This window comes from Sphingomonas donggukensis, from assembly GCF_023674425.1.
Lineage (GTDB): Bacteria > Pseudomonadota > Alphaproteobacteria > Sphingomonadales > Sphingomonadaceae > Sphingomonas > Sphingomonas donggukensis.
Genome location: NZ_CP098401.1, coordinates 1778580 through 1791436 on the forward strand (window position 1 = coordinate 1778580; position 12857 = coordinate 1791436).

At 68.6% G+C, this 12857-nt stretch carries 14 protein-coding genes; 8 read left to right on the forward strand and 6 right to left on the reverse strand.

The genetic code is table 11. The features are described from left to right. The first annotated feature begins 11 nt into the window (after positions 1-11). The 3 genes from M9980_RS08730 (at position 12) to M9980_RS08740 (ending at position 2237) form a co-directional block, all read left to right on the forward strand. Positions 12-395 carry a VOC family protein gene (locus M9980_RS08730; protein WP_250749366.1) on the forward strand — a complete coding sequence of 128 codons (384 nt, stop codon included), beginning with the start codon at positions 12-14 and terminating at the stop codon, positions 393-395. 109 nt (positions 396-504) lie between these two features. Further along, positions 505-933, forward strand: a complete 429-nt coding sequence (locus tag M9980_RS08735) for a DUF2231 domain-containing protein (RefSeq protein ID WP_250749369.1) — start codon at positions 505-507, stop codon at positions 931-933. Beyond that, positions 930-2237, forward strand: a complete 1308-nt coding sequence (locus tag M9980_RS08740) for a PQQ-dependent sugar dehydrogenase (protein ID WP_250749372.1) — start codon at positions 930-932, stop codon at positions 2235-2237. The genes M9980_RS08735 and M9980_RS08740 overlap by 4 nt, the downstream gene beginning before the upstream one ends. Positions 2238-2288: 51 nt before the next feature. Here the strand turns inward: M9980_RS08740 and typA are convergent, their stop codons facing one another. Then, a complete protein-coding gene (gene typA / locus M9980_RS08745; RefSeq protein ID WP_250749375.1) occupies positions 2289-4112 on the reverse strand; it encodes a translational GTPase TypA in 1824 nt (607 codons plus the stop codon). Between the two features lie 171 nt (positions 4113-4283). Here typA and M9980_RS08750 point away from each other — a divergent pair, with 171 nt between their 5' ends. Beyond that, positions 4284-5498 carry a toxic anion resistance protein gene (locus M9980_RS08750; protein ID WP_250749378.1) on the forward strand — a complete coding sequence of 405 codons (1215 nt, stop codon included), beginning with the start codon at positions 4284-4286 and terminating at the stop codon, positions 5496-5498. Positions 5499-5503: 5 nt separating this feature from the next. Continuing rightward, positions 5504-6211 (forward strand): hypothetical protein, encoded by a 708-nt coding sequence (locus M9980_RS08755; protein WP_250749381.1) that lies wholly within the window; start codon positions 5504-5506, stop codon positions 6209-6211. 41 nt (positions 6212-6252) lie between these two features. Here the strand turns inward: M9980_RS08755 and M9980_RS08760 are convergent, their stop codons facing one another. The 3 genes from M9980_RS08760 to M9980_RS08770 all read right to left on the reverse strand — a co-directional run bounded on the left by M9980_RS08760 (position 6253) and on the right by M9980_RS08770 (position 9259). Then, positions 6253-7077 (reverse strand): TorF family putative porin, encoded by an 825-nt coding sequence (locus M9980_RS08760; protein WP_250749384.1) that lies wholly within the window; start codon positions 7075-7077, stop codon positions 6253-6255. A gap of 161 nt (positions 7078-7238) precedes the next feature. After that, positions 7239-8552 (reverse strand): ATP-binding protein, encoded by a 1314-nt coding sequence (locus M9980_RS08765; protein WP_250749387.1) that lies wholly within the window; start codon positions 8550-8552, stop codon positions 7239-7241. After that, entirely contained in the window at positions 8549-9259 is a 711-nt protein-coding gene (locus M9980_RS08770) for a response regulator transcription factor (RefSeq protein WP_250749390.1), read from the reverse strand. Before M9980_RS08770 ends, M9980_RS08765 begins: the two co-directional genes overlap by 4 nt. 129 nt (positions 9260-9388) lie before the next feature. On the opposite strand from M9980_RS08770, the gene M9980_RS08775 reads away from it, so the two are divergent. Next, entirely contained in the window at positions 9389-9631 is a 243-nt protein-coding gene (locus M9980_RS08775; protein WP_250749392.1) for a hypothetical protein, read from the forward strand. A 59-nt stretch (positions 9632-9690) separates the two neighbouring features. Here the strand turns inward: M9980_RS08775 and rdgB are convergent, their stop codons facing one another. Beyond that, positions 9691-10320, reverse strand: coding sequence for an RdgB/HAM1 family non-canonical purine NTP pyrophosphatase (rdgB, locus tag M9980_RS08780; protein WP_250749395.1), 630 nt, complete (start codon positions 10318-10320; stop codon positions 9691-9693). Next, positions 10317-11033 (reverse strand): ribonuclease PH, encoded by a 717-nt coding sequence (rph, locus tag M9980_RS08785; protein ID WP_250749398.1) that lies wholly within the window; start codon positions 11031-11033, stop codon positions 10317-10319. The genes rdgB and rph overlap by 4 nt, the downstream gene beginning before the upstream one ends. 114 nt (positions 11034-11147) lie before the next feature. On the opposite strand from rph, the gene hrcA reads away from it, so the two are divergent. Together hrcA and grpE are read left to right on the forward strand one after the other, a co-directional pair. Further along, positions 11148-12188, forward strand: coding sequence for a heat-inducible transcriptional repressor HrcA (gene hrcA / locus M9980_RS08790; protein ID WP_250749401.1), 1041 nt, complete (start codon positions 11148-11150; stop codon positions 12186-12188). 29 nt (positions 12189-12217) lie between these two features. Next, positions 12218-12781 (forward strand): nucleotide exchange factor GrpE, encoded by a 564-nt coding sequence (grpE, locus tag M9980_RS08795; RefSeq protein ID WP_250749404.1) that lies wholly within the window; start codon positions 12218-12220, stop codon positions 12779-12781. Positions 12782-12857 lie beyond the last annotated feature (76 nt).

Below are 12857 nucleotides of genomic sequence, written 5' to 3' on the forward strand. Positions count from 1 at the left end.
AGGAGAGGCCGATGTTCAGCCACGTCATGCTCGGCGCCAACGATATGGCGGCGTCCAAGGCATTCTACGATGCCACCATCACCGCTCTCGGCGGCAAGCCCGGTCGCAGCGACGACAAGGGCCGCGTGTCGTACATGCTGAACGGCGGCGTGTTCATGCTGTCGCAGCCGATCGACGGCCAGCCGGCGTGTCACGCCAACGGCGGCACGGTCGGCTTCGCGGCAGCGACGCCCGAGGCGGCGGACGCCTGGCATGCCGCGGGCCTAGCCGCCGGGGGCACCGCGATCGAGGATCCGCCCGGCATCCGTTCGAACGCGTTCGGCTCGCTCTATCTCGCCTATCTGCGCGATCCGGCGGGGAACAAGGTATGCGCGACCTGCCGGATGCCCGCCTGATTCCGTAGCATCCTAACCATTTCCGGCGCGCCGCGATGCAACCAAAGCGGCGCGCCGCACTTTAACGCTCCACAGGCTCGCACCGTCTCGGCGGGTCGTGGAGATTCCGATGTCCCTTACCCGCACACCGTCCCGGCCCGCGCTGCATCCGTTGCACGCGATCCTGCTCGCCTTTCCGATCGCGCTGTTCACCGGCGCCGTGCTGTCCGACGTCACCTATCTCAACAGCGCGGAGATGCAGTGGTCGAACTTCTCGGCCTGGCTCATCACCTTTGCGCTGGTGTTTGGCGGGCCGGTGGTGCTGTGGGCGCTGATCGACCTCATCCGCGCGGGCAACCGCGGGCCGGCGCGGCTGTACCTCGTGCTCGTCGCGGTGATGTGGGTGCTCGGCCTCGTCAACGCCTTCAAGCACAGCCAGGACGCCTGGAGCTCGGTCGGGGCGCCGGGGCTGATCCTGTCGATCCTGTGCGCCGCGCTGGCGCTGGTTGCCGGCTGGATCGCCTATTCCCCCGTTACCGCCGTGGAGGCCGCACGATGACCCGCCTGATCGCCGGCGCCGCCCTTGCGCTCACCCTCGCCGCCTGCGGTGGCCAGCCGAAGGACGTCGTTCAGACCGGCGCCAACCCGCAGCTGCCCGCGCAGGACCAGACGCTGATCCCGCCGATGAAGATCGCCGATCCGACCAGCTGGGACGGCGCCAAGCCGACCGTGCCGGCGGGCTTTGCGATCACCGCGATCGCCAGCGACCTGAAGGTGCCGCGCCAGATGCTGGTGCTGCCGAACGGCGACATCCTGGTCGCCGAGGGCAAGGGCGGCAGTGCGCCCAAGGTCCGGCCTAAGGACGTAATCGCCGGCTTCATCAAGGCGAAGGGCACGACCAGCGTGAAGGGCGGCGACCGCATCACTCTGCTGCGCGACGCCAACGGCGACGGGCAGTACGAAACGCGCAGCGTTTTCGTCTCCGGCCTCAACGCGCCCTACGGCCTGGCGCTGGTGGCCGGTAGCCTGTACGTCGCCAACCAGGACGCGCTGCTGCGCTTTCCCTACACCGACGGGGTGACAAGCATCACCGTGCCGGGTGAGCGTGTCACCGAACTGCCGTCGCGGATCAACCATCACTGGACGAAATCGCTGGCAGCCAGCGCGGACGGCACGAAGCTGTATGTCGGCATCGGATCGAACAGCAACATCGGCGAACGCGGCCTGGAGGTCGAGCAGGACCGCGCCGTCATCTGGGAGATCGATCGCGCGACGGGCGCGCATCGCACCCTGGTGTCGGGCATCCGCAACCCGACCGCGCTGGCCATCAATCCGCAGACCAACGCGCTGTTCGCCGTGGTCAACGAACGCGACGAGCTGGGCCCGCGGCTGGTGCCCGATTACCTGACGCAGATCCGGCCCGGCGCCTTCTACGGCTGGCCGTACAGCTATTACGGCGCGAACGTCGATCCGCGCGTCCATCCGCAGCGTCCGGACATGGTCAGGAAAGCGATCGCGCCCGATTATGCGCTGGGCAGCCATGTCGCGGCCCTCGGCCTGTCGTTCGCACAGGCCGGCGGCTTCGGCGGCGCGCTGAGCAACGGCGCCTTCGTCGGCGAACATGGCAGCTGGAACCGCCAGGATCCCGCCGGCTACAAGGTCACGTTCGTGCCGTTCGCGGGCGGTCGCCCCGCGGGCCCGCCACGCGATTTCGTCACCGGCTTCATGGGATCGGACGGCAAGACGCGGGGTCGCCCGGTCGGCGTCGTCTTCGACCCGCGCACCCGCTCGCTGCTGGTGGCGGACGATCTGGCCAACGTCGTCTGGCGCGTGACCCAGGCTCCCGCGGTCGCCGTGCGGTAACATCGCCGGAAAAGAAAAGGGCCGGCGATTGCCGGCCCTTGTTGTGTACGGTCAGGCCGCCTGCTTCGCGCGGCTCGCCTTCTTCCGCTCATGCGGGTCGAGGTGGCGCTTGCGCAGGCGGATTTTGGTCGGGGTCACCTCGACCATCTCGTCGTCGTCGACATAGGCGATGGCCTGCTCCAGCGTCATCTTCTTGGGCGGGGTCAGGCGGACGGCGTCGTCCTTGCCGCCGCTGGCACGGAAGTTCGTCAGCTGCTTCGCCTTCATCGGGTTGACCTCAAGGTCTTCCGTCTTGGCGTTCTCACCGATGATCATGCCCTCGTACAGCGCCTCGCCGTGGCCGACGAACAGGATGCCGCGGTCCTCGAGCGGCCCCAGCGCATAGGACTGCGCCTCGCCCGAACCGTTCGAGATCAGCACGCCGTTCTTGCGCCCCTCGATCTGGCCCTTGTGGGGGCCGTATTTCTCGAACAGCCGGTTCATGATGCCGGTGCCGCGCGTGTCGGACAGGAATTCGCCGTGATAACCGATCAGGCCGCGCGACGGGGCCGAGAAGGTGATGCGCGTCTTGCCGCCACCCGACGGACGCATGTCGGTCATCTCGCCCTTGCGCTGGTTCATCTTGTCGACGACCGTGCCCGAATGCTCGTCGTCCACGTCGATGACGACGGTTTCGTAGGGCTCGGTCTTCTTGCCGCTCTCGTCCTCACGGAACAGCACGCGCGGGCGGCTGATGCCGAGTTCGAAGCCCTCGCGGCGCATCGTCTCAATCAGCACGCCGAGCTGAAGCTCGCCGCGGCCGGCGACTTCGAAGCTGTCCTTGTCGGCGCTCTCGGTCACCTTGATCGCGACGTTCGATTCCGCCTCGCGCTCCAGCCGGTCGCGGATCATCCGCGACGTGACCTTCGATCCCTCACGCCCCGCCATCGGCGAATCATTGACCGCAAAGCGCATCGACAGCGTCGGCGGATCGATCGGCTGCGCCTGAATCGCCTCGGTTACGGCGATATCGCAGATCGTGTTCGACACGGTCGCGACGCTGAGACCCGCGAGCGAGATGATGTCGCCCGCGCGCGCTTCCTCGACGGGAACGCGCTCCAGCCCGCGGAAGCTCATCAGCTTCGACGCGCGACCGGTCTCGATCACCTTGCCGTCCATGTCGAGCGCGTGGATCGGCTGGTTGACCTTGACCACGCCCGACTGGACGCGGCCCGTCAGCACGCGGCCGAGGAAGTTGTCGCGGTCGAGCAGCGTCACGAGGAAGCTGAACGGCGCATCCTGATCGAGCGCGGGCGGCGGCACGTGATCGACGATCTTCTGGAACAGCGGCGTCAGCGTGCCCTCGCGGCGCGACGGATCCTCGCTGGCGTAGCCGTTGCGGCCCGACGCGTAGAGGACCGGGAAATCAAGCTGCTCGTCGGTCGCATCCAGCGACACGAACAGGTCGAACACCTCATCCAGCACTTCCTGGATGCGCTCGTCCGGGCGATCGACCTTGTTCACGACGACGATCGGGCGCAGGCCCAGCGCCAGCGCCTTGCCGGTCACGAACTTCGTCTGCGGCATCGCGCCTTCGGACGAATCGACCAGCAGGACGACGCCGTCGACCATCGACAGGATGCGCTCCACCTCGCCGCCGAAATCGGCGTGGCCCGGCGTGTCGACGATGTTGATCCGCGTGCCCTCCCACTCGATCGACGTGGGCTTGGCGAGGATGGTGATCCCGCGCTCCTTTTCCAAGTCGTTCGAATCCATCGCGCGCTCCTCGACGCGCTGGTTGTCGCGGAAGGTGCCCGACTGGCGGAACAGCTGGTCGACAAGCGTGGTCTTGCCGTGATCGACGTGGGCGATGATCGCCACGTTGCGGAGGCTCATGGGAATATTCTCGATGTAGGAGCGATGGAGTTGCGCGGCCCCTAGCGCAAATGTTGCGTTGCGGGAAGAGGCCCGCTTGCCGCACCCCGTGTATTGCCTATATGATACACTTGAACGCGCGGACCAACGGCGTCATGGATCGGCGCTGGCACGACGCGACGGAGGACAGGAATGGCGACGACCCCGACCGAGACGCTGACGGCCGAAAAGGAACTGACGCTGACCCCGCCCGATCCGGTGCCGACGGTGCAGGCCGAGAAGGCCGCCGGGCTGGTATCGATCGATCCGGGCACCAAGTCGAAGCTGGAGGAGCGCGTCGAGAGCTTCGTCACCGACCTGGTCGCGCAGGACGTGAACTCGCCCGAATTCGGCAAGCGAGTCGATGCCATCACCGGCATGGGTGCCAAGGAAATCCGCGAGGCGGCCGGCCAGTCGAACCGCTTCCTCGACCGCCCGATCCGCGCGATGGACCAGGAATCGGGCGTCGGCGCCGACCTGGCGCAACTGCGCCGCGTGATCGAGGATCTCGACCCCGGCAAGCAGGGGAGCCTGACCACGTCGAAGAAGCTGTTCGGGATCATCCCGTTCGGCAACAAGATGCGCAATTATTTCGACGGCTATAAATCGTCGCAGACGCACATCTCTACGATCCTGAAGAGCCTCGCCAGCGGCAAGGACGAGCTGTTGATGGACAATGCCGCGATCGACGTCGAGCGGCAGAATCTGTGGAACTCGATGGGTCGGCTGGAACAGATGATCCATCTGTCGAAGGCGATGGACACCGCGCTGGAGGACAAGGCCAACGACCTCGACCACACCGACCCCGCCAAGGCGAAGGCGATCCGCGAGACCGCGCTGTTCTATACCCGCCAGCGCACGCAGGATCTGCTGACCCAGATGGCGGTGACGGTGCAGGGCTATCTCGCGCTCGATCTGGTCAAGAAGAACAATGTCGAGCTGGTAAAGGGCGTCGACCGCGCCAGCACCACGACCGTCGGCGCGCTGCGTACCGCGGTCACCGTTGCGCAGGCGCTGACCAACCAGCGGCTGGTGCTGGAGCAGATCACCGCGCTCAACACGACGACCGCCAACATCATCGATTCGACCGGCAAGTTGCTGAAGTCGCAGACCGCGACGATCCACGAGCAGGCCGCGGCCTCCACCATTCCGATCGAGACGCTGCAGCGCGCGTTCCAGAACATCTACGACACGATGGACGCGATCGACGTATTCAAGCTGAAGGCGCTCGACAGCATGAAGACGACGGTGACGACGCTGTCGACCGAGGTCGAGAAGTCGAAGGGCTATATCGCGCGGGCCGAGGGCCAGGCGCAGGCCCGGGTTTCCGGGCCGTCCGCCGACACCTTCAAGCTCGAATCGCTGTAAGAGGCGTGTCCGAAGTCGACGACCAGATCGCGCGTGCGTCCGAACTGATCGACCGTACCCGGTCGAACTCCCGCGGTGCCTCGACCCGCTCGCGCAAGCGTCGCGAGGCTGAGGTCACGCGCCGCATCGCGCGCATCGCGATCGTCGATGCGACGATCATCGTGGCGGCTGTGGTGATCGGCTGGTTTATCCCGCTCGGCATGTTCGGCGCGCTGGCGGTGATGGCGCTGCTGATCGCCGCGACGGTCGTGCTGGCGATGGCGCCGGTGACGCCCGAGGTTCGCGCCGAGACGCTGCCGAGCGTGCCGCTGCGCGCGCTGCCCTTACAGACCGAGGCGTGGCTCGACCGCCAGCGCCCCGCCCTACCCGCGCCGGCGCAGACGCTGGTCGATGCGATCGGCGTGCGGCTGGATACGCTCGCCCCACAGCTGACCGCGCTCGACGACGGCGCGCCGGTTGCGGTCGAGGTGCGCAAGCTGATCGGCGAGCAGCTGCCCGAACTGGTGAAGGGCTACGCGCGCGTCCCCGAGCCGCTCCGTCGCGTCCCCCGCAACGGCCGCACTCCAGACGAGCAGCTGGTCGACGGGCTGAAATTGATCGAGACCGAGATCGGCGAGATGACGACGAGCCTGGCGCAAGGCGATCTCGACCAGTTCGCGACGCGCGAGCGGTTCCTGCAGATCAAGTACCGCGATGATGAGGTGAGTGGCTGACCCCTGTGCTCCCGCGCAGGCGGGAGCACGGGACAATATCCCTAGAACGCCGCCCGCACCGAAAACACGACCTGTGGCCCCGCGATCGACCCGCCATCCTTCCGCGAGGCGAAGTTGGGCAGCAGATACGCGCTCTCGGCCCGCGTGATGTCGGTATCGACATAGGCCGCGCCCAGCGTCACCGCGCCCAGCGCATAGTCCGCGCCCAGCGACCAGTCCCAATAGCGCCCGGTCGGTGCCATGCTCGCCCCGTTCGGGCCCAGCCCGGGATTGCCGTCCGAATAGCCGATGTGCGCGCGGGCAGTGACCGGGGTGCGCGGGATACCGGCGGAGAAATCGCCCCACAGGTACAGATTGTCCTCGGACCGGCTGCGGCTACCGCCGGTCCCGGACACATTGGCGAGCGCCTGCTGCTTGGGGGCGTAGGCGACCCCGGCCAACGCCGTCAGCGGCCCGATCGTGCCCGACAGCTTCGCATAGGGCTCGATCACGTCGCTGTTCCCCGCGCCGCCGGGATAGAGGTACCAGGTCGCGCCGACGTCGAGCGTCCCGCCCTCGGTCACATTGAACCGATAGCCGCCGATCAGGTCGAGCTCCAGGTCGGCGCCGCCCGACGCGCCCCAGCCGCGCAGCGTCGATGCCCAGGCGCCGGCATAGAAACCGCTTTCGTGGGCAACGGTGACGCCGCCCTGCACCGCGACATCCTCGTCGCTTCGCGACACGCCGCGGAAGCGATAGTCGGATGCGATCGCGGCATCGCCGGTGACGGTGATCGCCTTGGGCGGGTCGGTATCCTGCGCCGCCGCCGGCATGGCGATGAGGGTGGTCGCCATGACGGCGGCGGCGGCGGCGATGGAAATCTTCATAAGCCCAGCCCTATCGCGGGTTACGGCCCGAAGTTCCACCGGCTTCGGGCCCGGCGACCCCCGCGGGGAGGGGGAGTGGGAAGCCGTCCGGGCCCGAGCGGTCTGACTATACGGTGGATCGTGCGGCGAAATGTCAGTCGTGTAGCGAAATATTGCCCAGGTCAGGGGCGCGGCAGCACGATCTCGGCGGAGAGGCCGCCGTCCGCGCGGTTGGCGAGCGTCAGCGTGCCGCCCTCTGCATCCACCGCGCGCGCCACGATCGGCAGGCCCAGGCCGAAGCCCGAGGTGTCGCGGGTGCGGGCGTTGTCGAGCCGGACGAACGGCTGCAGCACCGCCTGCGCGTCGTCGTCGGGGATGCCGGGGCCGTCGTCCTCGACCCGGATCGCGACGGCGGCGTCGCGCGGTTCGAGGATCAGCCGGGCGTTGCCGCCGTAATGCAGCGCGTTTTCGACCAGGTTGACGATCGCGCGTTTCAGGCCGGAGACGCGGACGACCATCTCGCAGTGATCCGGCCCGCTATAGATCGCATCGCGCCCGTTGTCGGCGGCGTCGCTGGCGATCGTCTCGCACATCACCGCTAGGTCGGTGCGCGCCGGGGTCTCGCTGTCGCCATCGCCACCGAGGTAGGCGAGCAGCGAGGCGACCATGTCGTCCATCTCGGCGACGTCGCGCTGGATGGCGTCGCGCACCTCGTCGTCGTCGACCGAATCGGCACGCAGCCGCAGGCGCGCGAGCGGCGTGCGGAAGTCATGGCCGACCGCGGCCAGCGCCTCTGTGCGATCGGCGATCAGGCGGTGGATACGGTCCTGCATCGCGTTGAACGCGGCGATCACGCGGCGGACCTCGCCCGGGCCGGTTTCGGGCACGGTCTCGACCGCGCCGTGCCCGACCCGGTCGGCGACCCGCGCCAGCCGCCGCATCGGGCGCAGGACGTGACTGACCATCACGCCGCCGATCACGATCAGCGCGATCGCCGGGGTCAGCGACAGCAGCAACCGCCCGATCGCCAGATCGAGCGCGCGCAATGGCTCCAATGTGCGGAAATAGAGCCAGCTGCCGTCGTCGAGCGCGACACCGCCGGCGATGAAGCCGTTCCGGCCGGGCGACGTCAGCCGCAGCCACAGCCCGTGCGCGGCGAGCGACGGCTCCCAGTCGAGGATCTGCACCTGCATCTCGTCAAGCCGCGGCGCGACCCGCGGCGGTTCGGGGCGGCTCGGCTGCCAGCGGACCAGATAGCGGGTGGTCGTCAGTTCCTCGGCCATCGCGCCGCGGCGCTGCACCGGCTGTTCGGCGACCAGCCGGCGCGAGATGACGAGGTGTTCGGCCAGGCGATTGGCCTCGTCGTCGCGGACCGAGAAATGGCTGGCGCGCTCGTACAGGAACGTCGTTGCGCCGAATTCGACCAGCAGTGCCAGCAGCAGGATCGCGAAGATGCGGCCGATGATCCCGACGGTCAGGCGCCGCAGCAGCCTCAACGGCGCTCGACCGGCACGTTCAGCATATAGCCGACGCCGCGCACGGTGATGATCGGCGCGGGCTTGCCGGCGCTCGACAATTTCTTGCGCAGCCGGCTGATGAGCACGTCGACGCTGCGGTCGGAGCTGTCGCCCAGGCGCGTGCGCGACAATTCGATCAGCCGCTCGCGTGCGATCACGCGCTGGCCGTTTTCGCACAGCGCCACCAGCAGGTCGAATTCGGCCCCGGTCAGGTCGACGATCGCACCGGTCGGCGAATGCAGCTCGCGGCGCGGCAGGTGGACGGTCCAGCCGTCGAAGCTCAGTTCACCCTTCTCGCGCTTGGCGGTATCGCCCTCGCTGCCGTGGCGGCGCAGCACCGCGCGGACGCGCGCGACCAGCTCGCGCGTGCCGAACGGCTTGGGCAGGTAATCGTCGGCGCCCAGCTCCAGCCCGATCACGCGGTCGGTCTCGCTGCCCTTGGCGGAGATGAAGATGATCGGCACGTCGCTGTCGCGGCGGATCGCGCGGCACAGGTCGATGCCGCTGGTGCCGGGCAGCATGATGTCGAGCAGCACCAGGTCGACCGGCCCCTGTTCGAACGCCAGCCACATTTCGGGCGCCGACCCTGCCGGGCGGACGACATAGCCGTTTTCCTGGAGCGCGCGCGCGGTCAGCGTGCGGAGCGGCGGATCGTCTTCGACGAGGAGGATGGTCGGTGCGGTCATGATGGCGTGTCCGGGAGGTATGGGGCGCACCGGCGCGCGTCAACGCCGCAGCAATGTTTCGTCACCGCCGCGGCGATCGCGAGCAAGACGGCATCGCTAGATCGTGGGCATCCCCATGAAAGCTCCACCATGCGCCTGCCCCTGATCCTCGCTGCGTCCGCCGTCGCCGTGCTCGCAGTCCCCGCGGCTGCCCGCGACCATGCGCAGCACTTCCCGAACCTCCGCGCCGCGATCGACGCCGGTTGCCATGTCCAGCAGGTCCACACGCCTGCCGGCAAGATCGCGCAGAGCGCGCCGATCGTGCGCTGCACGCCCGCCCAGATCGCGACCGCAAAGGCCGCGCGTACCGAGGCATCGCGCGCCGCCGACTGAGTTCCCTCCCCTGCCGTCCGTGCTCCACCCAGCGCGCGGACGGCATTTTTTCTGGACGTTCAGAAGACTGCGGTCACCAGCTGCGCGAAGGCGTCGGCGCGGTGGCTGATCGCGTGCTTGGCGTCCGGGTCGATCTCGCCGAAGCTCTGCTCGTCGCCGTCGCGTACGAACATCGCGTCATAGCCGAAACCGTAGGCGCCCCGCGGAGGCCAGACGAGCGTGCCCTCGACCCGCCCCTCGAACCATTCGACATGCCCGTCGGGCCAGGCGAGTGCCAGCGCGCAGACGAAATGCGCGTCGCGTGGCGTGTCCGGCCCCTTCGCCTCCAGCTGTTCGTTGACCAGCCGCATCGCCAGGTCGAAATCCTTGGCTTCGCCCGCCCAGCGCGCCGAGAAGATGCCCGGATCGCCGCCCAGCGCATCGACGCACAGCCCGCTGTCGTCGGCGAGCGCGGGCAGGCCCGACAGGTCGGCGGCCTGCAACGCCTTCAGTTCGGCATTGGCGACGAAGGTCGTGCCGGTTTCCTCGGGCTCGGGCAGGTCGAGTTCGGCGGCCGACACCACCTGCATCCCGTGCGGTTCGAGCAGCGCGCGAATTTCGCGGACCTTGCCGGGGTTGTGGCTGGCGATCACGAGCTTGCCGGGAGCGAGCTTGCGGATCGACTGCGGATCGCGGCCCTCCCCGCTCACCGCCCGGTCGCCTTGTCTTGTGCCGCGAAAATCTGCGAACAGCCGATCCGTGCCAGGCGCAGCAGCCGCAGCAATTCCTCCTCGTCGAACGTCGCGCCCTCGGCGGTCGCCTGCACTTCGGCGAGCTTGCCGTCGCCGGTCAGCACGAAATTCGCATCGGCCTCGGCGTTCGAATCCTCGGGATAGTCGAGGTCGAGGACCGGCGTGCCGTTGTAGATGCCACAGCTGATCGCGGCGACCTTCTGCCGGATCGGGTCGGCGGTCAGCTTGCCGTCGGCCATCAGCTTGTCGACCGCCATGCGCAGCGCGACCCACGCGCCGGAAATCGACGCGGTGCGGGTGCCGCCATCGGCCTGGATCACGTCGCAGTCGATGACGATCTGGCGCTCGCCCAGCGCCTTCAGGTCGGTGATCGCGCGCAAAGAGCGTCCGATCAGCCGCTGGATTTCCTGCGTCCGCCCCGATTGCTTGCCCTTCGCCGCCTCGCGGCTGCCGCGGGTATGGGTCGCGCGGGGCAGCATGCCGTATTCGGCGGTCACCCAGCCCTCGCCCTTGCCGCGCAGGAAGGGCGGCACCTTCTCCTCGATCGACGCCGTCACCAGCACCTTGGTGTCGCCGAAGCCGATCAGCACCGACCCCTCGGCATGGCGCGTGAAATTGGGTTCGATGGTGATGACGCGCATTTCGTCGGGCGCACGGCCGGATGGTCGCATGGGTGTCTCCTGATCAAGCCCCGCGCCCTAGACGCGTGGCGCCCGACGCGCCAGTGTCCCGGCATGATCCGGCCACGCCTTTCGCCCACGCGCCCGGCATCCTAGATCAGCGGCATGACCCCGACGATCCCCGAGCTGACCGACCGCGCGCGAGACGTGTTCCGCATCGTGGTCGAGAGTTTTCTCGATTCGGGCGTCCCCGTCGGATCGCGCACGATCGCGCAGGTTTCGGGGCTCAACCTCTCCCCCGCCTCGATCCGCACCGTCATGCAGGATCTGGAGGAAGCCGGGCTGCTGGCCGCACCGCATACTTCAGCGGGGCGGATGCCGACCGAGACCGGCCTGCGCCTGTTCGTCGACGGGATGATGCACGCGGTTGCCCCCTCCGAGCAGGAGCGCGCCGCGATCGGCGCGGGGGCGGCGCAGCGCGGGCCCGTCGAGGAAGCGATCGCCGCGACCACCGCTGCCCTCTCCGGCCTGTCGTCGTGCGCCGGGCTGGTGCTGGTGCCCAAGCGCGAGCCGCGGTTGCGGCAGTTCGGCTTCGTGCCGCTCGGCAACAATCGCGCGCTCGCGGTGCTGGTGGGGGAGGACGGATCGGTCGAGAACCGCGTCGTCGATCTGCCACCCGGCATGGACCCCGCGGCGCTCACCACCGCCGCCAATTACCTGACCGCGATGCTCGCCGGCGCCACGCTCAGCGAAGCGCGGACGCGCATCACCCGCGAGATCGCCGACGAACGCGCCGCCCTGGACCGCGCCAGCCGCACCCTCGTCGAGCGCGGGCTTGCGGTCTGGAGCGAGGACGGCGGCCACCGCCCCGTGCTGATCGTGCGAGGCCAGGCCAATCTGATTGAACCGCAGGCGACCGCCGACCTCGACCGCATCCGCGGCCTGCTCGACGAACTGGAGGGCAAGGAGGAAATCGCCCGCCTGCTCGATTCGGCGCGCCAGGGCGACGCCGCGCGCATCTTCATCGGCTCGGAAAACAAGCTGTTCGCGCTCTCCGGCTCGTCGGTGATCGCCCAGCCGGTGCGCGCGCTCGACGGGCGAGTGGTCGGCGTCGTCGGCGTGATCGGCCCGACGCGGTTGAACTATGCGCGGGTCGTGCCCATGGTGGATTTCACGGCCGCCACGCTCGCGCGACTGCTGGCGTAGCGGCGCCAATCTTTCTAGATACGGATCCCATGACCGATACCAATCAGACCCCCGACGACGGCCTGACCGTGGACGCCACCGACCTGCGCGAGGAAACCGCCGAGGCTGCTCCCGAAGTCGCCTCGAACGACCGCGTCGCCGCGCTGGAGGCCGAGCTGGCCGAGGCGAAGGCAGCAACCCTCTACGCCCGCGCCGACGCGCAGAACATGCTGCGCCGCGCCGAGAAGGAAGCCGCGGATTCGCGCGCCTATGCCGTCACCGGCTTCGCCCGCGACCTGCTGTCGGTCGCCGACAACCTCTCGCGCGGGCTCGCCGCCATTCCGGAGGAGATGCGCGGCGACGAGAAGCTCAAAGGGCTGGTCACCGGCCTGGAAGCGACCGGTCGCGAGCTGGAAGCGGTGTTCGCGCGCAACGGCATCACGAAGATCACCGCGATCGGCGAGCGCCTCGACCCCAATCGCCATCAGGCGATGTTCGAAGTGCCCTCCGCCGACGCCGAGGCCGGCACCGTCGTCCAGGAGATTCAGGGCGGCTACATGCTGAAGGACCGCCTGCTTCGCCCGGCGCTGGTCGGCGTGGCCAAGGCCCCATAATTCCTCCCCGGCACCGGGAGGTGGCAGCGCGCGAGCGCTGACGGAGGGGGCTCTCCACCGGACGAGCCGTGTGCGG